The organism is Microcoleus sp. B4-D4, from assembly GCF_036705185.1.
Taxonomy (GTDB): domain Bacteria; phylum Cyanobacteriota; class Cyanobacteriia; order Cyanobacteriales; family Microcoleaceae; genus Microcoleus.
This window is the reverse complement of the sequence record NZ_JAUBTX010000009.1, coordinates 109,347-130,642: the sequence shown is the minus strand read 5'-3', so window position 1 is coordinate 130,642 and position 21,296 is coordinate 109,347. Positions and strand designations below refer to the sequence as shown.

Below are 21,296 nucleotides of genomic sequence, written 5' to 3'. Positions count from 1 at the left end.
AAGAAGTCGGTAATTTAATAGCTAATTCGGTAGATTTGCTTACAAATTTGCTTGTTTCAAATAATCTTCTAAATCTTTAACGCGCTGCTGTGTAACTTTTGCTCTGCAAGAAATGTATACAGGAGCCGCCAAAGTACCGCCTTCAAAGTGTCCGGCTTCATAGCTGCAAGTTTCATCGCGAAACTTGAGCCAACTACGCTGTGCAACCGTCAATCTTTGCTGCTGTTTGCTGTTGAGTTTAGGCCGAAGTTGCTGATATAATTGATTGAGCTTGGTGTCTGCTGCTTTGAACTCTTGACTAGAACACATATTCATGTCTAGCGTGGTTTGAGGACTTTTACAGTTAGGCTGTTGGGCGATTTTAGGGAAATTATTGCTGGCTTTGCTCTCCTGCAATAATCCGCCTGCTAACACGAGGGAAATTGTTGTAAATGTTGCCCAAAAAGTGCTATTTTTCATTGACTTGATACCTCTTTTAATCTTGAATTTTCTCTGCTGCTTGAGCCGATCGCCAAATCCACCAAGCCGCCGCCCACAGAGTAAAATTGCCGATGAGAGTCATCGCCGCTTGCAGGGTAACGATCCATTCTAGGGCTGGGGAGTTGTCAAAATAGTGCCAAGTGCAAGCACACATGGCGCTGACTAGGGCGGGCAGCATTCCGGCGGAAAGGGCCCACCAAGCTCGGTTTTGAGTGACTTCGCCGTAAGTCCAAATTAACCAGATGGCCGCAATCCACTCGACGACGCTAGAGATGTGAATAATCCAGGTGGGAATTGACAAAACGTGCATTTTTTGTATTCTAAAATAACAGAGAACGGGGAAGATAAAATATGTATTTATTTGTTTAAGATTGTTAACTGTTGACTGTTAACTGTTAAAATATTTTACGGATCGACCGCAACAATTAGATATTGTAATACTTAGATTCCCCATTATAAACCAAGAGTAGAAATGCGAGCAATTTTGTGCGGCTATTACGGTAAAGGCAACGGTGGCGACGAGGCGCTGTTGGCATCGCTACTGCAAATGTTACCAGATGGCGTGACGCCGATCGTCCTGTCTGGCAATCCTGTCGAGACAAATCAGCGGTACGGGGTAGCTGCGCGCGATCGGATGAATGCGTTTCAAGTTCTCGAAGCACTCCGCACCTCCGACGCGCTAATCTGGGGAGGCGGCAGTTTAATGCAAGACGCTACCAGCACGATCAGCCCTTTCTATTATGGGGGTTTAATGGGACTAGCGCAACAAATGGGCTTAAAAACAGTTGCTTGGGCCCAGGGAATTGGGCCTTTAAATCGAGAGATTACCCGCAAATTATCTCAGCGTTGTTTTGCTGGATGCACCGCCGTCAGCGTGCGGGATAAAGGCTCAGCTACCTTACTTGCAGATTGGCAAATTCCGTTCACTTTAGCACCCGATCCCGTGTGGGCTTTAGAGAATTCCCCCGTCTCCGGTTTGTGGAATTTACCAGCGCCCAGAGTTGCAGTTTGTTTGCGTTCCCATCCTACATTAACTCCCGCCAGATTGTCAATTCTAACTCAAGCTTTAGTTGACTTTCAAAAAGCAACCAGAACCTTAATTTTACTGCTACCTTTTCAAGCATCTCGCGACTTAGAAATTGCCAAGCATTTGCACGAAGCTCTGCCGAAACGAAGTGAGATACTTAGTTTAGACGATCCGAGAAAATTGAAAGGACTATTCCGGGGAGTCGAAATGGCGATCGGGATGCGCTACCACAGTTTAATTATGGCAGCATCGGAAGAATGCCGCTGTTTTGCCCTCAGCTACGATCCCAAAGTCACTCAATTGATGGATGAGTTAGAAATGCCGGGATATGTATTATCAGAATTGCCAGAAGATCCCTATTTAATCAGCAAAACCTGGATCGAACACTACGCCAGCGGCGATGCACTATCGCCAGAAAGGATAAAATTTATTGTAGGGCGATCGCTCTTTCATAAAGAAGTATTGCAAACCGCACTCCAGCAGTCTTAGCAAGAGGTAAAATACCGTGACAGTCAGTACAGCCGACTTAAAAATTACCTGGGAAAAATTGCCAGACGATTTCATTTTAGACGAGGAACCTGTGGAAAATATCGACCAACCGCTACTCGCCGCAGGCTTGCGCGAAATCTTAGAAATCGCAGGGCTAATTGTAACAGGAATATTAGTTGCCCCCAACATGGGAATTTGTGCGACAGTAGATAGCAAGCTAGTTATCAAAGCTCCAGATTGGTTTTATGCCCGCAACGTACAAACGCTTGAGAGTAAAGAAATTCGCCGCAGTTACACTCCCAACTTAGAAGGAGACATTCCGGCGATCGTGATGGAGTTTTTGTCAGCTACTCCCTGCGACGAATACTCTAGCAAACCAACTTATCCCCCCGGCAAATGGTATTTTTACGAACAAGTATTGCGAGTACCAATCTATGCAATTTTTGAACCTGCTACTGGATTGCTAGAAATCTACCAGTTGGATTCATCAGGAAAGTATCAAGTACAGCAACCCGATCTAAACAATCATTATTGGATTGCCGGAGTTGGGTTATTTCTAGGTGTTTGGCAAGGAACAAAAGCCGAAAGAACCGGATATTGGTTGCGGTGGTGGGATGAAAGCGGACAGATGTTATTGTGGGGAGCAGAAATGGTAGAAAGAGAAAGGCAGGAAAAAGCAAATGTTCAACAGCGGGCCGATCGACTAGCCGCGCAATTAAGAGCAGCAGGAATAGAACCAGAATCATAATACAATAATTTAGAAATAAAAAATCGTAGTGTTAGGATTTTTTATTTCTAAATTCATCTGCGTTAATCCGCGTTAATCTGCCTCGATCGGCAATTAAAAATCACATTCAGGAGACAGCAAAATTGGCAAGAGTTAGAGTTCGGGAACACGTCAATCCCCTATCAATTAGATATCAAGCATCCGCAAGTCCCCCAGATTGGACTAAAATCTATGCCGACTTAAATTTACCGCTGCATCTAGATATCGGCTGCGGTAGAGGAAGGTTTTTGTGGCATATGGCGCAAATCCAAACAGATTGGAATTTTCTCGGATTAGAAATTCGGGAACCTCTGGTAGATGAGGCGAATCTGTGGCGCGATGAAAAAGGCTTGACAAATTTGCACTATTTATTTTGCAATGCGAATAGTTCCCTGAAGCCAATTTTAGAAACTTTGTCCGCTGGTATTTTGCAGCGAGTCAGCATTCAATTTCCCGATCCGTGGTTCAAGAAAAAGCACCACAAACGGCGGGTAGTACAGCAGGAATTAGTCAGCGAGTTGGCTACTTATCTGGCTGTTGGCGGTGAAGTGTTTATTCAATCGGATATTGAGGAAGTAGAAGTCGAAATGTGCGATCGCTTTTCATCTCATCCCAGTTTTCAGCGTCAAAATGGCGGGGAATGGCTAGCAGAAAATCCCCTACCCGTTGCTACGGAAAGAGAAATTGCTACTCAAAAACGAGGCGAACCAGTTTATCGAGCACTGTATCAAAAATAATGCTCGCTTTTGCAAACTCACCTTTGTTATATAGCCTTTCTCAGTAACATGAGGTGCTCTCGTGGGGATAGGGGATAGGGGATAGGGGATAGGGCATAGGCAGGAGTGCAAAAATGCCGCATACCTCACCAAGCTTGAGAACCGTTATAAATGTTATAACTTAGATCTTAGACCTTTGTTAGGAACAGGCTTTCCGGCCTGTTCCACACAACTTAATTTTCTTGTGGAACGGGCAGGAAAGCCTGTTCTTAAATGAATTATTTCTAACTTAAACCCAAGAACGAAGCCACATCCGAAGATTCCATTCCCACTGCGACAAAGGTAGTCCCAAATAGATAGGCCTCCAGAAAATAAAAGCAGCCAAAACCAGAAAAATAATTGTTACCCCCATCCCTCGGAGTCGAGTTTGAGGGCTGTGCAGCCACCTGTCAACCCACCAAGCAAGTGTTAAGGATCCAAACACAGAACAGCCCATATAATGATACAAAAATACGCAGCGACTCACCTTCATCCAAGGCAGCAAATTAGCAGCCCAATTAACTATCAAATATAACACCATCCACATTTGGGCCGTCGGCGGAAACAAAATCGGCTGCTGCTGTTCGAGGCTGTCAACAGAAGCCACTTGGCGCGTTTGAAACCACACTACAATCCGGTGAATTAAAACTCCTGCTACTAATATTAAAGCTAAAGTGGAAAACCACCAAAGGAAAGGATTTCCCATCGCGTGAACGTCAAAAATTGTCTCAGTTGCACCGCTGGGTAAAGGTGGCAAAACCGGATCGGGTTGTCCATTGTTGCTAGCAGTTTTGTAGAAGTAAACTATGGGGCGGAGCATCAAAGGCCAACTGTACCACGCGGAACAGTAAGGATGCACGTCAGGGCCGCTTTTAATGCGTTCGTGATAAGTTAAAATTTCCGTTTGCATCTGCCAGAAATTGGGAGTTGGATTGAGATGCAGGTGAGGAATCCAGCAGATGCTGTAAACTAAAATAGGAATTACAGCTAGACTCCAGCATACTTCCACAAAAGTTAGCTCAGTCAATTTTTGTACTGGACTTTCGGGCGGAAGCAGAGCGGAATTTATATCGCGAATTGGTTCTTCATTTCCTCTGTTTCCCTGAATTAAACGCACGGCCCAAGCGCAGATTAAAATGAGATAAGCCCCAAACAAGAACCACAATCCGTTCCATTTGACAGCGGCAGATGCACCGAATCCTATCCCAGCTAACACTAGCCAAAGCCAGCGCTTTTTGCCTGCATTTTCTACGGATTTGAGAATAAATACCTGACCCAATATTCCGAATAAAACTAGATAAATGTTATTGAGTGCGTAGCGAGATTCTACTAAAAATAAACCGTCGCAGGCGATAAATAAAGCAGCAAGAAAAGCAAAGGTGCGGCGGCGAAGGAGCTGATAGGCGAGGGCTCCGACAACTAGGGGAATAAAGGAACCTGTGAGAGCATTTAGCCAGCGGTAATCCCAAGGGGAAAGCATTGAGCCTGTTAGGCCGTTGACGGCGGTTTTTCCGAAGGGTAGGTGAGTGCCGATCGCAATTCCGATCGCAATTATATACTGGCTTAGGGGCGGGTGAGCGTTGAAAAAAGGAGTTCGGGTGAGATAATCGTTGGCAAATTTGGCGTAATAAACCTCGTCAAATACTAAAGTGTTAAATCGCTCTAATTCCCAAAATCGCAGAGTTAATGACAGGATAAAAACAGCGAGCATTCCCAGATAAAAAACCGCAGTTGATTTTTTTAATTGTTTTTTGTTCTCTTGCATAAAACTGCACCAAAAAAATACTAAATACTAGAAGAGCGCTAATTTACAAATACATTTCTAGACGCATCAAAACCTTCCTTAGTTTTTCAGCGAAATTCAGGCTGCGCTCCCATATTTTCGTTAAAAACCTGGTTTCTGCGTAAGTCCAAGCCACGGGGCCTGAGAAACTCGGTTTCTTTGACACAAGCTGCGATCGACTATGATAGCAGTTAATCAGGTGTTTTTTGGACGACTGTATTATGAATCTCACTTTTTTGGCTTGGGGGCGTTGGGGGTTAGCTGTAGGTGCGAGTATGCTGCTAGGATCTGCCGCCGGGTCAAATCCCAAGACATTTGAAAGCTTTGGTGATTGGTGCAGCAACAAAGACAATTTGACCCCAGAAGCCAGACATACGGTGGAGGTGTTGCTATCGGAAGCAAAAACACAAGAGTGCTCGCGCGCAGCGCAAACCCTGGCTAATCTGACACAACTTTCCCTTAAATCAAATCAAATCGTCAATCTCGAACCCTTAGCAAGCTTAACCAATCTGACAATTCTTGAACTCAATGAAAATCAAATCGTCAATCTCGAACCCTTAGCAAATTTAACCAATCTGAGAATTCTTGAACTCAATGAAAATCAAATCGTCAATCTCAAACCGTTAGCAAATTTAACCAATCTGACACGGCTTTACCTGATTCGCAATCAAATAGTCGATATCAAACCATTGTCAAAATTAACTAAACTTAAAAAACTGAATCTTAGTTTCAATCAAATCACAGATGTGCAACCATTATCGGAACTGACATCTCTAAAATTTTTGGTACTGAATTTTAATCAAATTCCCGATGTGAAAGCATTATCGGGACTGACTAATTTGATCGACTTTTTCCTGGAATCAAATCAAATCGTAGATGCGACACCGTTATCGGGATTGACGAATCTGGAAGGACTTTCCCTCGCCTCAAATCAAATTGTAGATGTGACACCATTATCGAGACTGACTAATTTAGTTTTTCTGTATCTTGGAAACAATAAAATCCAGGATGTAAAACCATTATCTGGATTGACCAATCTGCAATTGCTAAGCGTAGAATCCAATCAAGTCGCCGATGTGACACCTTTATCGGGACTGACTAATCTGAGAGGTCTCGACCTCAAGAAAAATCAGATCGCAAATGTGACACCTTTATCGGGACTGACTAATCTGCTGAATCTTGAGATGAGTGGAAACAAAATCCCGGCTGGTGAAGCCGAGCGACTAATTAATCAAAACAGACAACTATTAAATCAATTAAATCAAAAAAAAAATGAAGCAGATAAATTGATTCAGGAAGCGAGGCAATTATTCGACCGACAAACAGCATTATCTTACCGGGAGGCTTTGCAAAAATTTGATGCAGCCCGTTTAATTTATCAAAAGCTTGGAGATGCAAAAAATGAAGCTTACGCGCTGAATCAAATGGGCTTTATTGCTAATTTATTAGCAGACAGACAGCAAGCCCTCGACTATTACAATCAAGCTTTTTCCAGAAACCGGGATTTAGCCGATCGCCTGTCGCAAGCAGTCATTCTCAACAACATCGGTGCTGTGTACTATGCTGTGGGAGAGAAACAGCAAGCCATCGACTACTACAACCAAGCTCTTTTCCTAATTCGGGAAATGGGCGATCGCCCTGTGGAAGCCACCACCCTCAATAACATCGGCTTAGCCTACAATGACTTGGGAGAAAAACAGAAAGCCAAAGAATATTTCGATGGAGCCCTGCGGCTGTTTCGCGCTGTGGGCGATCGCGCCAAGGAAGCCACTGCTCTCACCAACATCGGCTTAGTCTACAATGATTTGGGAAACCAACAACAAGCCCTCGACTATTACAACCAAGCCCTCAATCTGAGACGAGAAACGGGCGATCGGCGATCGGAAGCCCTTACCCTCAACAATATAGGTGTTTCCTACTCAGAATTAGGACAAAAGCAGAAAGCAGCAGAATATTTCGCTCGATCCCTGCCGCTTTTTCGCGCTGTAGGCGACGAAAAAGGAGAAGCCCTCACCCTCTACAATAGCGCTAAAATAAAAGGCGATCGAGGCAATTTAATTGCAGCCCTCACAGACATCCAAGCCTCCATCAAAATCATCGAAAACCTCCGCACCAAAATTAGCAACCACGAACTCCGCATCTCATACTTTGCCACAGTACAAGACTATTACCAGTTCTACATTCAACTGTTAATGGAACTGCACAAAACCAGTCCCAAATCTGGATATGATACCAAAGCCTTTGAAATCAGCGAACATTCCCGCGCCCGCAGCCTTCTCGAACTCCTGCAAGAAGCAAACGCAAATATTCGCCAAGGAGTCGCCCCAGAATTATTGCAACAAGAACGCGATTTACAACAGCAACTCCACGCATTAGAAACACAGCGCATCAAAATTCTCAACACCAAAAATTCGACTTCCCAACCAACAGCAGATTTAGAAAAACAGCGCCAAAACCTGCTATCTAAATATCAAAATATTCAAGCAAAAATTCGTACCACCAGCCCTCGTTATGCCGCCCTCACCCAACCGCAACCTTTAACCCTCGGGCAAATTCAACAACAAATCCTTGACGACAATACAATTTTACTTCAATATGCTTTAGGAGAACAGCGTAGCTATCTCTGGGCCGTCACGAAAACCAGCATCAGCAGTTATGAATTACCTCCTCGGGCTGACATCGAAACAGCCGCCCGCAATTTCCGCAATGCTGTGACTAATCCGCGCCTCCGAAACATCCCCGATCGAGTTACCGAAGCTAGCAAAGCACTCAGTCAAATCATCTTAAAGCCTGTAGCAGCACAACTCGATCAAAAACGCCTGCTGATAGTTGGCGATGGCGTTCTCAATTACCTCCCCTTTGCCGCCCTCTCCCTTCCCGAAACATCCGTTAAAAACCCGAATCAGCCTTTAATTGTAGATCATGAAATCGTGCTGTTGCCTTCAGCTTCCACCTTGGGAATATTAAGACAAAATTATCGCGATCGACAAACCCCAACTCGGACTTTAGCAATGTTTGCCGATCCAGTTTTTGGCGCTGACGATGAACGAGTCAATAACCAAGCTACTACCACCAATCGCCAAGCAATAGAATCAGTAAATCTTGGTTTAAGTCGCTCCAGCCGCGACAATAACGTACAATGGAGCCGTTTAAAATTCACTCGCCAAGAAGCTCAAATCATTCAATCGTTAGTTGCGGGCAATTCTAGCACCCAATCCTTAGATTTTGCAGCAAACCGTGACACAGCAACCAGCTCAAATTTAAGCCAATATAAAATCATTCATTTTGCCACTCACGGTTTCGCGAATAGCAATCACCCAGAATTATCGGGAATCATCATGTCCTTAGTCGATAAAAATGGCAAACCTTTAAATGGATTCCTGCGACTAACCGATATTTTCAATCTCAAATTAGCAGCAGAATTAGTAGTGTTAAGTGCCTGCCAAACAGGATTGGGGCAGAACATTCAAGGGGAAGGAATGGTAGGACTGACGCGAGGATTTATGTACGCTGGGGCGAAGCGAGTAATTGTGAGTTTGTGGAATGTAGACGATGAAGGAACAGCTAAATTTATGGCTAATTTATATCAGGGAATGCTGCAAAAAGGGTTAACGCCAGCGGCGGCATTGAGGGCGGCGCAACTGGAAATGTTGAAGCAGGAAGAGTGGCGTTCTCCTTATTATTGGGCGGCTTTTAACCTTCAGGGAGAATGGCGATAGATTTTAGGGAAAAAACCAGCATTAATTCCAATTCCGGGCGAGTGTAAGTCTGGCGAGAACTTTTTGCGGTAAATCTGGATACCAAAAAAAAGCGGCTCCGCTTCCTGCAGAACCGCCCTAACAGAGGATGAAAAATCAAAACCTAACGCACTGCACCTTGAACAGAAGGCGATTCTATCGTCTTCATCAAATACAGTTTCAACAACTGCCAGCCGTTCGACAAATACAGAGGCAATTTTTGGAATAATTGGATGAATTTAGGAGTTTCAGAAGCTACAATCGCGGTTAATTGCTGGTTGTTTTTGAGGCAAACATCCAGCCGTTCGTAAAACTCAGGATTGTTCACGTCTAGCATGACGGGGAATACGCGGCCTGCTGTTTCGTTAGTTTTTTTGATGACTTCAATGTCGTATTCGCGAGCATCGAGTCCGAGCGATCGATAAAAACCACCGCGCTGGATATCATTGAGATACATTGTCGCGAATACCGACAGCAAGAAGAAACGGCACCACAGCTTAGCGCGCCAATCGTTCAACATTTGAGGCTGAGCTCTCATCACCGCATCGAAGAAATCTCCGTGGCGGTTTTCATCCTGGCACCAATTTTCAAAGAATCGGAAAATTGGATAAATCTGGTCTTCAGGATGCGCTTTCAAGTGTTGGTAAATCGTGATGTAGCGCCAATAACCGATTTTTTCGGATAAGTAAGTGGCGTAGAAAATAAACTTCGGCTTAAAGAATGTGTAACTGCGGCTCTTTGTCAAGAAACCCAAATCTAGGGACAAACCAAAGTCCGACAGCGCTTTATTTAGGAATCCGGCGTGCCGCGCTTCATCGCGGGACATCAGCAAGAAACCTTCGGCGAGTACCGGGTTTTTGTCTTTGAGCTTGCGTGCTAATTCTTTGTAGAGCAAGAAGCCAGAAAACTCAGCGGTGCAAGAGCGTTCGAGGAATTCAATGAACAACTTGCGCTTTTCGCCGTCGATGTGTTCCCAAGATTGATCGAACTCGGCATCCCGCACGAAGTGGGTTTTGTTGTAGTCAACGCGGAACTCTTTGATAATTGCTTCGAGTTCGGCTTCATTTACCGAGATGTCCATTTTGGCCATCTCATCAAAGTCTGTTGTGTAAAATCTCGGCGTGAGAATAGTTTCTTTGGCTGGGGTTTTCCCTTCTTGCTGTTGAGCAAAAGCGGGTTTTTTGAGAGAATCTACCATATGTTTATTGGATTTTTTGCTTATAACAACTTGCTTGTTTCGGGTGTCGGGCGGGTGAGGTCGATCGCTCTCGGTTAGTCCGGCCAGCACCGGTAGCCCGAACCGCGTGGAATCCAACTCAAAGCTGGTGTAATTTCCACGCCCTCCAGTGTACCAAGTTCTCGACCCCGAAAATATGTTGTTGGCGTTAAGAATTGCTACGCACAATTACTTACGGGCATGGGGCCTGGGGCATGGAGCATGGGGCCTGGGGCCTGGGGAATTGGTAGTAAATAACCAATAACTTCGGACAATGCACAAATATCTGCTGGTGTCAAACTGTTCAAACACCAGATAGAAAGTACAAAATGTATAAAGGGACTCCAATTATTAGAATAACCAGACAGGACGGTCATAAAATGAGCAATTTAGGTGTTAGTTACCTGTTATGGGCTGCTTGTTTTTTCGGCCCCTTCGGACTCCACCGTCTCTACAACGGCAAGATTGGCACGGGTTTGCTGTGGCTGTGTACCTTTGGCTTGTTTGGGTTCGGGCAATTGTTTGACTTGCTGCTGCTACCGAACATGGTGGACGAACACAATGCCAGTCTCAGGGGCAAACTCGGCGTATCTCCCCAAGGTATACCGCTATCTTCCACCAGCGGGGCGATCGCCTCGACATACACCAAGCAAACCCCCGAACAGTTAGGGATTAAACTGCTGAGGGCTGCTTATAGCAGGAACAGCAGATTATCTGTAACCCAAGGCGTGATGGCAACCGGCGCTACTTTTGCCGAAGTGGAAGAAGCTTTCACCGCCATGCTCAAAACGGGTTATGTCAGCATTGAGAACGACCCAGTAACTGGCGTCGTGCTCTACCACTTTCACGAACTCTAAGCAGCAAACAAGCGGAGATTTAAATGTAGGGTGCGTCAGCAGGGGGATTTGGCGTGTTGTTGGAGAAGCTAACGGCTGACGCACCCTACGGGAATTTGGCTGCTGCGAGTGCGCCAGCCGGGGGATTTGGCGTGTTGTTGGAGAAGCTAGCGGCTGACGCACCCTACTAATGAAACATTTGTTCTCACAGAGTCGAGCAAGCGAGCAAGGCAAAATCGGCTAGAATGTTTGTTTGTCTATACAATCTCAAAGTATTTAGCGTCATGGCAGTCCCTAAGAAGAAAACCTCCAAATCCAAAAAGAATATGCGTAAGGCCACATGGAAGCGCAAAGCTACTGTGGCAGCTCAGAAAGCTCTGTCCCTGGGCAAATCGGTTCTGACTGGACGTTCCAACAGCTTCGTGTATCCCGGCAATGAAGAGGAGGAGGAAGAGTAAAGCGACTAAAAATTAACAACTGGCATTTCTGATATTTTGCACCATTCTCGGTTAACAGGCCCGATGGCTGTCCCACAACACATAAATTGGGTTGTGGGGTAGCCGCGGATGGCCCGCCCCTCAAGGAAAAGTTGAGAATGGTGCCAGATATAAGTTAATCCTTCTTTGCAGCCGGTAAGATCAGCATGGCATCGCCAAAGGAATAAAAGCGGTACTGATGCTCGATCGCACAGAGGTACAAATCCAACAGCCGAGGCCTTCCAATCATCGCGCTTACCATCATCATCAAAGTAGAGCGCGGCAAATGAAAATTAGTAATCATCCCATCTACAACCCGCCACTTGTAGCCCGGATAAATATACAGACTTGTCGGGCCGCAAAAAGGCTGCAAGGAAAAATCGCCACTCGCTGCGGCCGCTCCCTCTAAAGCTCGCACTGCTGTTGTACCTACGGCAAAAATCCGCCCGCCTCTAGCTTTAGTTTCGCGGATTTTCTCGACGGTAGCGGCGGATACTTCCACCCATTCGTTGTGCATTTGGTGAGTCGTCACGTCTTCCACCTCAACTGGGCGAAATGTCCCTACCCCGACGTGGAGGGTAACAAAAGTTTTTTCGATGCCCCGCTGCTGCAAGCGGCTGAACAATTCTTCGGTGAAGTGCAAGCCCGCTGTGGGGGCTGCCACTGCCCCCGGCCGATCGGCATACACAGTCTGATACTGTTCCGGCGCAGCTTGGGAGTTGTCGATGTAGGGCGGCAGGGGTACGTAGCCGTATTCGTCGAAAAACTTCGCCAGAGTCGCATCTGTGGGGATGTCAAACTCCAACAGCCGTCCCCCGGTTGCCTCGTCCCTCTCTATAACTGTCGCAGTCAATCGCCTCGCGAGGTCATCCCCGTGGGGAAGGCAACAACAAGGGCCTGCTGCTGCGGAGTCATTACAGTGCGGATCGAACTCAATTTTTGCTCCCAACTTTAAGCGTTTCCCCGGTTTAACCAAAGCCAGCCAGCAGTTGTGCTGCCGTTCTTCCATCAACAATATCTCCACAGCCGGGCCGTTGGGTTTGTGCCCGTAGAGCCTCGCCGGCAACACGCGGGTGTTATTCAGTACCAGCAAGTCTCCCGGTTCCAACAAGTCGGGCAAATCCCGGAAAATCCGGTGTTGGTAGCTGCTGGGAGAATCTACAGCCAGCAAGCGAGAACTATCCCTCGGTACTGCGGGATTTTGGGCAATGTACTCGGGCGGAAGTTCGTAGTCGTAGCCGTCCAAAGACCAGTCAATCTCTGTCATCGGGTAAATTCCTGTACGATCGATCTGTCAACTGGGTAACAAATTGGGTAAAAACCCCCATCCAAAGTCGGGTGCTTTTCCCCTTGTGGTCGCGGGTAAAGCCCGCGAGGATAGAGGTGTAGCATCAGCTTTGCTCGAAGGATAGTTATGGAATACCTCTACTACATCGCCAATACTAGCCTCACTCTGAGAGTGGTGGATTACCTGCGCGCGGCTAGTCATCTTCCCTTGCAATTTATCACTGTTATTCACCAAATTGACGGCTGGGTGGTGAAGGTAAAAATGAGCCAATATCTAACTCCCCAAATGCACGGGGATTTTCGGGCTTTTATGAACGAACTCGGGATTCCTTACGATCCAGAAATTCGCTTGCAAATGGCACTGTGGAGTTTGGAAACAGGACAGTCGCCACTAGGCGTGATGCGCCGCTACCAGGTGGCGGTGGTTTGTCACGGCAGCCCCGACCGTAAAGAAATTGAAGCGTTTCGCCAGCAATTTGTCAAGGGTCTGGGATATTGCCCGGAAACTCTCGCCTAGACTTCTGTGCCGATCGATATAACCGTGACGAGACAGCCGGGGGGAGGAGATGGGGAGATGGGGAAAAGATTTAACCCTGTTTCCATGTCCATCAAAGATCGAAACCGAGATGCGGGACAGTAGAGATAAGTTAACAATTTAAAATTACCAACAGCCATGAATTTTTAATTTTCAGTGGTAATTTTTAAGTGAATAAAATTGAATAACTTAAACATATCCTACAGTCCTATAAGTGGTGAGGTAAAAGGAGGCATAGCCTCTGGATATGTGTTACCAGGCAGAGCATGGTAACAAGCTAATTTTTAATTGTAATGTAATTTTTAAGGATATTTCTAGTTACTAAAAGCCGCTCGAATGTATTCTTGTAGGGTAAGCCGGTAGTTTCCTGTCAGGGCGGATTTAGAATTTGCTGCGGTTAATGGTAGTAATATTTGCTTAATATTTTCCCGTGAAGGTTCGGATCTGACGAGGGCGACATCAAAGCGACAAGAATTATTTGCTAAATCTGGACGAGTGCTTAAAAATATTTCGGCGGTTTGCCAAAGTTTGGCTTGTTTTGCAGCACTAACAGCCAGCATTCCACCGAGATCCCAATTTCCCCGGCGGCGAGTTTTGACCTCGACAAATGCTAATGTTGGGAATTCGTGATGGGGAATGCCTCGGTTTTGATAGCTGGCTTCATCTCTTCCAAGGGCGATGATGTCAATCTCTCCCCAGCGACAGTGATACTGTCGGTGCAAGATTTCCCAACCTTGCTGCTGCAGCCACTCGGCGACTAAGTTTTCTCCCAATGTGCCCAGATCCCGAGAGTTGGGGGATTGGGAAGAATTGGGGTCAGCAGGCGCGCGCTTTCTGCTAGAATTCAATTGTGAACTGTCATCGCTGCCCATTAGCTTTAACTTGTATGACTTCTACAATTCGCCAACATATTTATACTTTCTTGCTGAGTTTTGTTATTTTAGCAGTAATTGCTGCTGGGGCGATCGCGATCGCGCCCGCACCTGCTTTCGCCTTGGATCGTGACAAAGAAATCCTCATTGGCGCTGATTTTGCAGGACAAGTTTTGACTAACGACAGTTTTAATAAAGCCAATCTTCGCAACAGCAATTTTACAAAAGCAGATTTGCGCGGCGTGAGCTTTTTTGCAGCCAATCTGGAAGATGCAAATTTAGAAGGTGCTAATTTCAGCGGTGCAACTTTGGATTTGGCTCGCATGATGAACGCAAATTTAACAAATGCTATCCTTGAGGGTGCTTTTGCTTACAATACCAGACTGGAAGGAGCGATTATTGACGGTGCTGATTTTACTGAGACACTGCTGCGAGACGATATGATCAAAAAACTTTGTGAAGTTGCAAAAGGTACTAATTCAGTAACGGGTAGAGATACTCGCGAAACTCTGTTTTGCGATTACTAAAAGTTTGTGGTAGAAAAAACTGAAGTCCTGACTGCGAACTTGGTTTGTAGTCAGAACTTTAGTCCTTCACCTCAAGCCCAAGGTACGGAGGTTAAATCGTAAAAATTAACTTGACGCAGCCTCTCTAATTCTTCTATCCATTCTTGTTCGGCGCAGAGTTGTTGATAATATTCGATAGCAGCATCGGTTTTTTTCCACATATCTAGTGCAATTTTCCGCCGCTTGATGCTGATAATTTGCTCGATACAAGCTATGGTAGATCTAATTACTAAAGGTGCGCGATAAACATTTTTTTCCGAAAACTCGTTTAAGTGAAATAAATGGGAGATTTGATCGAGTTGAGTGGGATATTCTATCAAAATATCTTGCAATTTTAAAACTAATTCTGACGGCGCTATTTGTAAATAAGCTTTGTGCAATATTTCTGTATTCACAATCTGATGCCACAAAAATCTGTGGTGAGAAAGACTAAACTGCACGTCTCTAGCTTCTATTGCTTCTCTGACTTCTTGGCGGTATTCGGGACAGTGCAAATAAATCTGCAATAATTGCGCTTCTGCTTCTTCTAACAGACTGCGGGCTGCTGCTGAAAAGCCTGGTTTTGAGCTTTGGTTTTGGTCGGTGGCGCGCTGCTTTTTATATTGTTTGTTCGGCCTCAGCTTGTTTCTAATCAATAGAGGCATTGTCAAAGATTCGTCTTGATTTTGCCGCTTTGCCCAATCGCTTACTACTTGATTGAGCAAGTTTTCGGTTAGCATTTTGGTGAGTCGAGAATCTCCTTTACTGAGGATTTCCGCGCCTTTTTGTAAATAATGCGTTAGCTGATTGTCGTCGGTAATATTGGTTAGTAATTTGATGATTTTCGAGGTAATTTGCTGGTAAGTATCTGCTTGTTTCAAGTCTCGATCTACTAGCATTTGTTGTAGTTGCCAGTCGAGCCATAATGGTGCATTTTCAAGCAATTCTCGATACTGTTGCGGGGAGTATGTTTTGAGGTATTCGTCGGCATCTTTGCCGTCGGGAATGTTGAGCACTCGCAGTTGTACTTCTCCTTGGTAGGCGAGTTTTTCTATTTCTCCAATGGCGCGCGCCGCTGCTTGATTTCCTGCTTTGTCTGCGTCGAAGTTGAGGATAATTTGTTTGGAGTCTGTGTACCGCAATAACTGCCGCACTTGGTTTAAACTCAGGGCGGTGCCGAGGGATGCTACGGCGTTGGAGATGCCTGCAGCGTGCAGTGCGATCGCATCAAAGTACCCTTCTACGACGATCGCGCGATCGGCTTTACTAATGGCTGTTTTGGCTGTATCTAGAGCATATAAAGTTTTGCCTTTGTCGAACAGTTCTGTTTCGGGAGAGTTGAGGTATTTCGGTTGTTCGTCGCCGAGAGCTCGGCCCCCGAAACCGATGACTCTGCCTTGGGTGTCGCGAATGGGAATCATGATGCGGTTGCGGAAGCGATCGTAATAGCCGCTACCGCCTGATTTGCGCGGTACAATTAATCCAGCTTGTTCTACTAATTGCGCTGGATAGTTTTTTTGTTCTACTAAATAACTGTAAAGTGCTTCCCAACCTTGGGGCGCATAACCTAGTTGAAATTGTTGGATAGTTTCTTCACTGAGTTGGCGATCGGATTTGAGATATGCTAAGGGTTCTTCTCCTTGAGTTTGCCGCAAGGCGTGTTCGTAAAAGTTGGCTGTTAGTGCTGAGATTTCATAGAGTTGTTCGCGCAGGGAAATTTGGCGCTGCAATTCTTGTCGGTGTTCTGGTTCGACTGTTTTGACTGGTACTTGATAATTTTTAGCTAGTTCTAATACGACTTCGCTGAAGGATCTTTTCTCTAATTCCATAAGAAATTTAAAGGCATTTCCTCCTGCGCCACAGCCGAAACAATAGTACATTTGTTTGGCTTGGTTGACGGTAAAACTGGGAGATTTTTCGTCGTGAAAGGGACATAATCCGACGAATTCTTTGCCGCGTTTTCGCAGAATGACGCGACCGGAAATAACGTCTACTATGTCGGCTCTTTGTTTGACTTCTTCGATGGTTTCTGGGTGCAGCCGGGGGATTTGCATAGAGCTTTTTTAGGGGGTTTGAAAGTATGTTTATTTCGGGCGATCGCACAATCGGAGTTAGTCGCAGGCGCAGAAACCGGATTTTTCGGGAAAATATAGAGGTGGCGGCCCGGATATTCGGTTTAAAAACCGGGTTTCTTTGGCTTTGATGCGATCGCGAACTGTTAGTAAAGCAAGATACTGATTTTATTGTAAAATATTTGAACTAACTGTAAGGAGCATCGGAAATAATGCGAATTTTGATGATGGGCGGTACTCGGTTTATTGGGGTTTATCTTACTAAGATTTTAGCAGCACAAGGGCATGAGGTGGTGTTGTTTAACCGGGGTAATAAGCCTGTGCCGGTTGCGGGCGTACAACAGATTTTGGGCGATCGCACCAATGTCGAACAATTGAAAGAAAAGTTATCGGCGCTTGAGTTTGATGCGGTTTTTGACAACAATGGTCGGGAACTGAGCGATACAAAGCCTTTAGCTGAGATATTTAAAGGGCGGGTGCAGCACTTTGTTTACATGAGCTCTGCGGGGGTTTATTTGAAGTCGGATCAAATGCCTCATGTGGAAGGGGACGCTACCGATCCCAAAAGCCGACATTTGGGTAAGTGCGAAACGGAAAATTACTTGGCCGAGTCCGGTTTGCCTTGGACTTCGATTCGCCCGACTTACATTTATGGACCTCAAAATTATAACGATTTGGAGGCTTGGTTTTTCGATCGCATTGCGCGCGATCGCCCGATTCCGATTCCGGGTAACGGTATGCACTTCACGCAGTTGGGGCACTGTCAGGATTTGGCGAGGGCGATGGCTGCGGTTTTGGGGAATGAAAGGGCGATCGGGCAAATTTACAACGTTTCGGGCGATCGATTTGTCACCTTTGACGGTTTAGCCCGCGCCTGCATTCAAGCCGCCGGCAAATCGCCCGATGCTATCAAAATTGTACACTACGATCCGAAACAATTTGACTTCGGTAAAAAGAAAGCCTTTCCGATGCGAGTGCAGCACTTTTTTGCCTCAGTTAATAAAGCTGTTACCGAGCTTAACTGGCAACCAGAATTTGACTTAGTTTCGGGATTGAAAGATTCTTTTCAGAATGATTATGTAGTTTCGGGAAGGGACAAAGCCGAGATAGATTTTTCGGTTGATGACGAGATTTTGAAAGCTGTTTAAAGTTAAGTTATAGTGGGAGCATCCCAATGCCCAAAAAAATCTAGAACCCCACCCTAACCCTCCCCTTAGTAAGGGGAGGGAACAATAAATATAGCAAAAGACTGTCACAATCAGGTTGGTCACTTACAAATATTTAGGGAGAAACATAACATGAGATTTATCAATCCAAAAATTGATTTTGCATTCAAGAAAATATTTGGCTCCGATCAGAGTACCGATATTCTGATTAGTTTCTTGAATGCCCTACTCTATGAAGGCAGATCCATCATTGAAAGCTTAGAAATCCTTGACCCTTATCTTGCCCCTCAAATAGCCGGAGTTAAAAATAGCTACTTAGATGTCAAAGCGCTACTTAACGATGGCACATTTGTGATTATCGAAATGCAAGTTTTGAAGGTGCAGGCATTTGGCAAGCGAGTTTTGTACAATGCAGCCAAAACTTATGCACTGCAACTAACAAGGGGAGAATTATACCAGCAATTGCGACCTGTTATTGCTTTGACTATCACAGATTTTGAAATGTTTAGCGGGCCTCAAGATGTAATTTCGCATTTTGTCTTCAAAGAAAGAACTCGCCTATCTGATTATCTACAAAATGACATGGAGTTAGTATTTGTAGAGTTGCCCAAATTTCAGAAGGAATTGGAGCAACTAGAAAATATTACGGACAAGTGGATTTACTTTATCAAAACCACTGGCACTTTGGATGAAGTACCTCAAACAATGGCCAAAGTTCCGCAAATTCAGAAAGCTTTTGAAATTGCCAACGAAGTTAGTTTGACACAGGATGAATTGAACACGTTACAGCAGCAAGAGTTTTTTGCTCAAGATCAGGAGAGTTCAGTGGCTGTTGGCCGGGAAGAAGGCAGACAAGAAGGCAGACAAGAAGGCAGACAAGAAGGCAGACAAGAAGGCAGACAAGAAGCACAAATAGAACTGATTACGCTTTCGCTGAATCGCCTTTTAGGTCAACTAAACCCCGATATTGAAAACCGCATTCAGCAGTTGTCGATTGACCAATTAGATGATTTAGTAACAGCCTTATGGGATTTCTCAAGCTTGGAAGATTTGACAACTTGGTTGGAAGCTAATTCTCAATAAGTTGATAACGCACCCTACCAGTTAAATAAAAGTAAGGTGCGTAGTTCACAGACTAAGAAATATTAGGTAAATTTCATGCTTGGAATCACACTCAGCACGCGCTACAGCATTATCCGTCACTTGGGAGGCGGCGGATTTGCTCAAACTTATTTAGCTGAAGATAAACAGCTACCAGGCAATCACCTCTGTGTCGTCAAGCAGCTTAAACCTCAAGCAACCGATCCGGAAACTCTACAGATAGCCCGACGTTTGTTCGATACTGAAGCACAGGTTTTGTACAAGTTGGGAAATCACGATCGCATTCCCCAACTTTTTGCTTATTTTGAAGAAAATCAAGAGTTTTATCTCGTTCAAGAATTTATCGAAGGTCACGATTTAAGTCAAGAAATTACGCCCGCTTCTCCGGGAAATGCCGGAGGGATGAAGGAAGATCGAGTTATTTGTATATTGGAGGAACTTCTCGAAATCTTAGATTTTGTACACCAGCAAAATGTGATTCACCGCGATGTAAATCCTCGCAATATCCTGCGCCGAGATCGAGATAATAAGTTAGTGTTAATCGACTTTGGAGCAGTCAAAGAAATCACTACTCAAATTACTAATCCTCAGCCGAAGAATAGCTTAAGTGTGAGCATCGGAACTCCCGGTTATATGCCCAGCGAACAAGCTCACGGCAACCCGAAACTCAGCAGCGATATTTATGCTGCAGGTGCGATCGCCATTCAATGCCTCACGGGCATAACTCCGCACCAAATGACCAAAGATCCGAATACAGAGGAAATTATTTGGCAAGATAAAGCATCGGTCAGTTCGGAATTTGCTAAGATTTTAGATAAGATGGTGCGGTACGATTTTCGGCAGCGCTATTCTAGTGCGGGCGAAACGCTGGAAGCTATTAAAGAATTGAAAAATTCTTTCAGCGGTACGGTGCCGGTATTGCCTCCGGTTGCTGCTGCGAAAAAGTCGCCTAAACCAGGTAAAAAACTATATTTAAAAATTGGGGCGATCGCCGGTGTGATTGGCATCATGATTCTCGCATCAATTTATGGTGTACATACTTTTAATTCTGCCAATGCAACTGATTTGTACAACCGAGGAAATACCCTTTACAATTTAAGCCGATTTGAAGAAGCTCTGGCAGCTTACGATCGAGCAATAACTCTCAGGTCAGACTACGCGGAAGTTTGGCAGGAAAAAGCTAAAACTTTATATGAATTGAAAAAATATCGGGAATCGCAGTTAGCTTACGATCGAGCAATAGAATTAAATCCGGAATATTTGGAAGCTTGGACGGGACGCGGTTATGCTTTGGATAAGTTGCAACAGTCTGAAGGGGCGATCGCATCTTTTGACAACGCTTTAAAAATCCAGCCCGACTATGCCGCAGCGTGGGAAGGAAAAGGCGATACTCTGTTAGATTCGCAGCGCTACGAAGAGGCGATCGCATCCTACGAAAAAGCCGTACAATTTCAGCCGAATTCGTACCGTGCGCGGTACAATATGGGGCAAGCTTACCAAAAATTAAAACAGTACGATCGCGCCGTAGAATCCTATCAACAAGCAGTTGAAATCAAATTTGACAATTCTGAAGCTTGGTACAATTTAGGCAATGTTTTTCTAGAATTGAACAAAAATCAAGAAGCTTTGGAAGCCTACGAAAAAGCCGTGCGGTTTCAGCCAAATTTTTATCAAGCCTGGTACAGTAAAGGCATCGCTTTGCTGAAAATGCGGAGGCATGAAGAAGCGGTAGAAGCTTACGAAAAAGCTGTCAAATTAAAACCTGATTCTTATCAAGCATGGTATAATTTAGGCTGGTCGTACCATGAATTGCGTCGGTACGAACAAGCAATTGAGTGTTACAGCAAAGCCTTAGATTTGAATCCGAAAGAATTTCAAGCGTGGTACAATAGAGGCAATGCTCAGTACAATTTGCAGCGGTACGAAGATGCGATCGTCTCTTACAACGAAGCCGTCTATGTCAAGCCGGACTATTCGGAAGCTTGGTACAGCCGCGGCAATGCGCTGGTAGCGGTAAAAAGATACGGAGATGCGATCGCCTCCTATGACAAAGCAATTCGCTACAAACCGGATTATGGAGCCGCAATCGAAGCAAAAAAGCGGGCCGAAAGTCAGCTAGGAAACGATGGGCAACAGCTCAAACAACAATAATT

Annotated in this window: 18 protein-coding genes; 11 read left to right on the top strand and 7 right to left on the bottom strand. The window is 45.1% G+C overall.

Features of this window, described 5'->3' with window-relative positions:
* Window positions 1-39: 39 nt before the first annotated feature.
* Window positions 40-459, bottom strand: coding sequence for a lysozyme inhibitor LprI family protein (locus tag QUB13_RS10775; RefSeq protein ID WP_333380499.1), 420 nt, complete (start codon window positions 457-459; stop codon window positions 40-42).
* Window positions 460-475: 16 nt separating this feature from the next.
* The gene (locus tag QUB13_RS10770) at window positions 476-790 is read right to left on the bottom strand and encodes a DUF2499 domain-containing protein (protein WP_333380497.1); all 315 of its coding nucleotides are present in this window, start codon (window positions 788-790) and stop codon (window positions 476-478) included.
* Window positions 791-952: 162 nt separating this feature from the next.
* On the opposite strand from QUB13_RS10770, the gene csaB reads away from it, so the two are divergent.
* The 3 genes from csaB to trmB all read left to right on the top strand — a co-directional run bounded on the left by csaB (window position 953) and on the right by trmB (window position 3,499).
* Window positions 953-1,996 carry a polysaccharide pyruvyl transferase CsaB gene (csaB, locus tag QUB13_RS10765; RefSeq protein WP_333380495.1) on the top strand — a complete coding sequence of 348 codons (1,044 nt, stop codon included), beginning with the start codon at window positions 953-955 and terminating at the stop codon, window positions 1,994-1,996.
* Window positions 1,997-2,012: 16 nt separating this feature from the next.
* Window positions 2,013-2,744: a Uma2 family endonuclease gene (locus QUB13_RS10760; protein WP_333380493.1), complete on the top strand. Its 732-nt coding sequence runs from the start codon at window positions 2,013-2,015 to the stop codon at window positions 2,742-2,744.
* A 122-nt stretch (window positions 2,745-2,866) separates the two neighbouring features.
* Complete coding sequence (trmB, locus tag QUB13_RS10755; RefSeq protein ID WP_333194853.1) at window positions 2,867-3,499, top strand: tRNA (guanosine(46)-N7)-methyltransferase TrmB; 633 nt, start codon at window positions 2,867-2,869, stop codon at window positions 3,497-3,499.
* 268 nt (window positions 3,500-3,767) lie between these two features.
* Here trmB and QUB13_RS10750 read toward each other — a convergent pair whose 3' ends face one another.
* Window positions 3,768-5,282: a dolichyl-phosphate-mannose--protein mannosyltransferase gene (locus QUB13_RS10750; protein WP_333380491.1), complete on the bottom strand. Its 1,515-nt coding sequence runs from the start codon at window positions 5,280-5,282 to the stop codon at window positions 3,768-3,770.
* 239 nt (window positions 5,283-5,521) lie between these two features.
* On the opposite strand from QUB13_RS10750, the gene QUB13_RS10745 reads away from it, so the two are divergent.
* Window positions 5,522-9,019 carry a CHAT domain-containing protein gene (locus QUB13_RS10745; protein ID WP_333380489.1) on the top strand — a complete coding sequence of 1,166 codons (3,498 nt, stop codon included), beginning with the start codon at window positions 5,522-5,524 and terminating at the stop codon, window positions 9,017-9,019.
* A 142-nt stretch (window positions 9,020-9,161) separates the two neighbouring features.
* Here QUB13_RS10745 and acsF read toward each other — a convergent pair whose 3' ends face one another.
* Window positions 9,162-10,235, bottom strand: a complete 1,074-nt coding sequence (gene acsF, locus QUB13_RS10740; RefSeq protein ID WP_333380487.1) for a magnesium-protoporphyrin IX monomethyl ester (oxidative) cyclase — start codon at window positions 10,233-10,235, stop codon at window positions 9,162-9,164.
* Between the two features lie 398 nt (window positions 10,236-10,633).
* On the opposite strand from acsF, the gene QUB13_RS10735 reads away from it, so the two are divergent.
* Together QUB13_RS10735 and rpmF are read left to right on the top strand one after the other, a co-directional pair.
* Window positions 10,634-11,110 carry a TM2 domain-containing protein gene (locus QUB13_RS10735; RefSeq protein WP_333380532.1) on the top strand — a complete coding sequence of 159 codons (477 nt, stop codon included), beginning with the start codon at window positions 10,634-10,636 and terminating at the stop codon, window positions 11,108-11,110.
* A 263-nt stretch (window positions 11,111-11,373) separates the two neighbouring features.
* Window positions 11,374-11,547 (top strand): 50S ribosomal protein L32, encoded by a 174-nt coding sequence (gene rpmF / locus QUB13_RS10730; RefSeq protein ID WP_194011875.1) that lies wholly within the window; start codon window positions 11,374-11,376, stop codon window positions 11,545-11,547.
* Between the two features lie 154 nt (window positions 11,548-11,701).
* On the opposite strand, the gene queA is transcribed toward rpmF, so the two are convergent.
* Window positions 11,702-12,832, bottom strand: a complete 1,131-nt coding sequence (queA, locus tag QUB13_RS10725) for a tRNA preQ1(34) S-adenosylmethionine ribosyltransferase-isomerase QueA (RefSeq protein ID WP_333380485.1) — start codon at window positions 12,830-12,832, stop codon at window positions 11,702-11,704.
* 147 nt (window positions 12,833-12,979) lie between these two features.
* Between queA and QUB13_RS10720 the strand changes: the two genes are divergently transcribed.
* Window positions 12,980-13,369: a hypothetical protein gene (locus tag QUB13_RS10720; RefSeq protein ID WP_194012871.1), complete on the top strand. Its 390-nt coding sequence runs from the start codon at window positions 12,980-12,982 to the stop codon at window positions 13,367-13,369.
* Window positions 13,370-13,701: 332 nt separating this feature from the next.
* On the opposite strand, the gene QUB13_RS10715 is transcribed toward QUB13_RS10720, so the two are convergent.
* Window positions 13,702-14,235, bottom strand: coding sequence for a YraN family protein (locus tag QUB13_RS10715; RefSeq protein WP_442922153.1), 534 nt, complete (start codon window positions 14,233-14,235; stop codon window positions 13,702-13,704).
* A 38-nt stretch (window positions 14,236-14,273) separates the two neighbouring features.
* Here QUB13_RS10715 and QUB13_RS10710 point away from each other — a divergent pair, with 38 nt between their 5' ends.
* Window positions 14,274-14,786, top strand: coding sequence for a pentapeptide repeat-containing protein (locus QUB13_RS10710; RefSeq protein WP_333380481.1), 513 nt, complete (start codon window positions 14,274-14,276; stop codon window positions 14,784-14,786).
* 71 nt (window positions 14,787-14,857) lie between these two features.
* Here QUB13_RS10710 and dnaG read toward each other — a convergent pair whose 3' ends face one another.
* Window positions 14,858-16,858, bottom strand: a complete 2,001-nt coding sequence (gene dnaG, locus QUB13_RS10705) for a DNA primase (RefSeq protein WP_194066857.1) — start codon at window positions 16,856-16,858, stop codon at window positions 14,858-14,860.
* Window positions 16,859-17,088: 230 nt separating this feature from the next.
* On the opposite strand from dnaG, the gene QUB13_RS10700 reads away from it, so the two are divergent.
* The 3 genes from QUB13_RS10700 (at window position 17,089) to QUB13_RS10690 (ending at window position 21,294) form a co-directional block, all read left to right on the top strand.
* The gene (locus tag QUB13_RS10700) at window positions 17,089-18,024 is read left to right on the top strand and encodes an NAD-dependent epimerase/dehydratase family protein (RefSeq protein ID WP_333380479.1); all 936 of its coding nucleotides are present in this window, start codon (window positions 17,089-17,091) and stop codon (window positions 18,022-18,024) included.
* 150 nt (window positions 18,025-18,174) lie between these two features.
* A complete protein-coding gene (locus tag QUB13_RS10695; RefSeq protein ID WP_333380477.1) occupies window positions 18,175-19,125 on the top strand; it encodes an Rpn family recombination-promoting nuclease/putative transposase in 951 nt (316 codons plus the stop codon).
* A 75-nt stretch (window positions 19,126-19,200) separates the two neighbouring features.
* Window positions 19,201-21,294: a tetratricopeptide repeat protein gene (locus tag QUB13_RS10690; protein WP_333380474.1), complete on the top strand. Its 2,094-nt coding sequence runs from the start codon at window positions 19,201-19,203 to the stop codon at window positions 21,292-21,294.
* Window positions 21,295-21,296: the final 2 nt, after the last annotated feature.

Coding starts and splice junctions, on each gene's coding strand:
- QUB13_RS10775 (WP_333380499.1), bottom strand. CDS start 459: ATGAAAAATAGCACTTTTTGGGCAACATTTACAACAATTTCCCTCGTG.
- QUB13_RS10770 (WP_333380497.1), bottom strand. CDS start 790: ATGCACGTTTTGTCAATTCCCACCTGGATTATTCACATCTCTAGCGTC.
- csaB (WP_333380495.1), top strand. CDS start 953: ATGCGAGCAATTTTGTGCGGCTATTACGGTAAAGGCAACGGTGGCGAC.
- QUB13_RS10750 (WP_333380491.1), bottom strand. CDS start 5,282: ATGCAAGAGAACAAAAAACAATTAAAAAAATCAACTGCGGTTTTTTAT.
- QUB13_RS10745 (WP_333380489.1), top strand. CDS start 5,522: ATGAATCTCACTTTTTTGGCTTGGGGGCGTTGGGGGTTAGCTGTAGGT.
- acsF (WP_333380487.1), bottom strand. CDS start 10,235: ATGGTAGATTCTCTCAAAAAACCCGCTTTTGCTCAACAGCAAGAAGGG.
- QUB13_RS10735 (WP_333380532.1), top strand. CDS start 10,634: ATGAGCAATTTAGGTGTTAGTTACCTGTTATGGGCTGCTTGTTTTTTC.
- rpmF (WP_194011875.1), top strand. CDS start 11,374: ATGGCAGTCCCTAAGAAGAAAACCTCCAAATCCAAAAAGAATATGCGT.
- queA (WP_333380485.1), bottom strand. CDS start 12,832: ATGACAGAGATTGACTGGTCTTTGGACGGCTACGACTACGAACTTCCG.
- QUB13_RS10720 (WP_194012871.1), top strand. CDS start 12,980: ATGGAATACCTCTACTACATCGCCAATACTAGCCTCACTCTGAGAGTG.
- QUB13_RS10710 (WP_333380481.1), top strand. CDS start 14,274: ATGACTTCTACAATTCGCCAACATATTTATACTTTCTTGCTGAGTTTT.
- dnaG (WP_194066857.1), bottom strand. CDS start 16,858: ATGCAAATCCCCCGGCTGCACCCAGAAACCATCGAAGAAGTCAAACAA.
- QUB13_RS10700 (WP_333380479.1), top strand. CDS start 17,089: ATGCGAATTTTGATGATGGGCGGTACTCGGTTTATTGGGGTTTATCTT.
- QUB13_RS10695 (WP_333380477.1), top strand. CDS start 18,175: ATGAGATTTATCAATCCAAAAATTGATTTTGCATTCAAGAAAATATTT.
- QUB13_RS10690 (WP_333380474.1), top strand. CDS start 19,201: ATGCTTGGAATCACACTCAGCACGCGCTACAGCATTATCCGTCACTTG.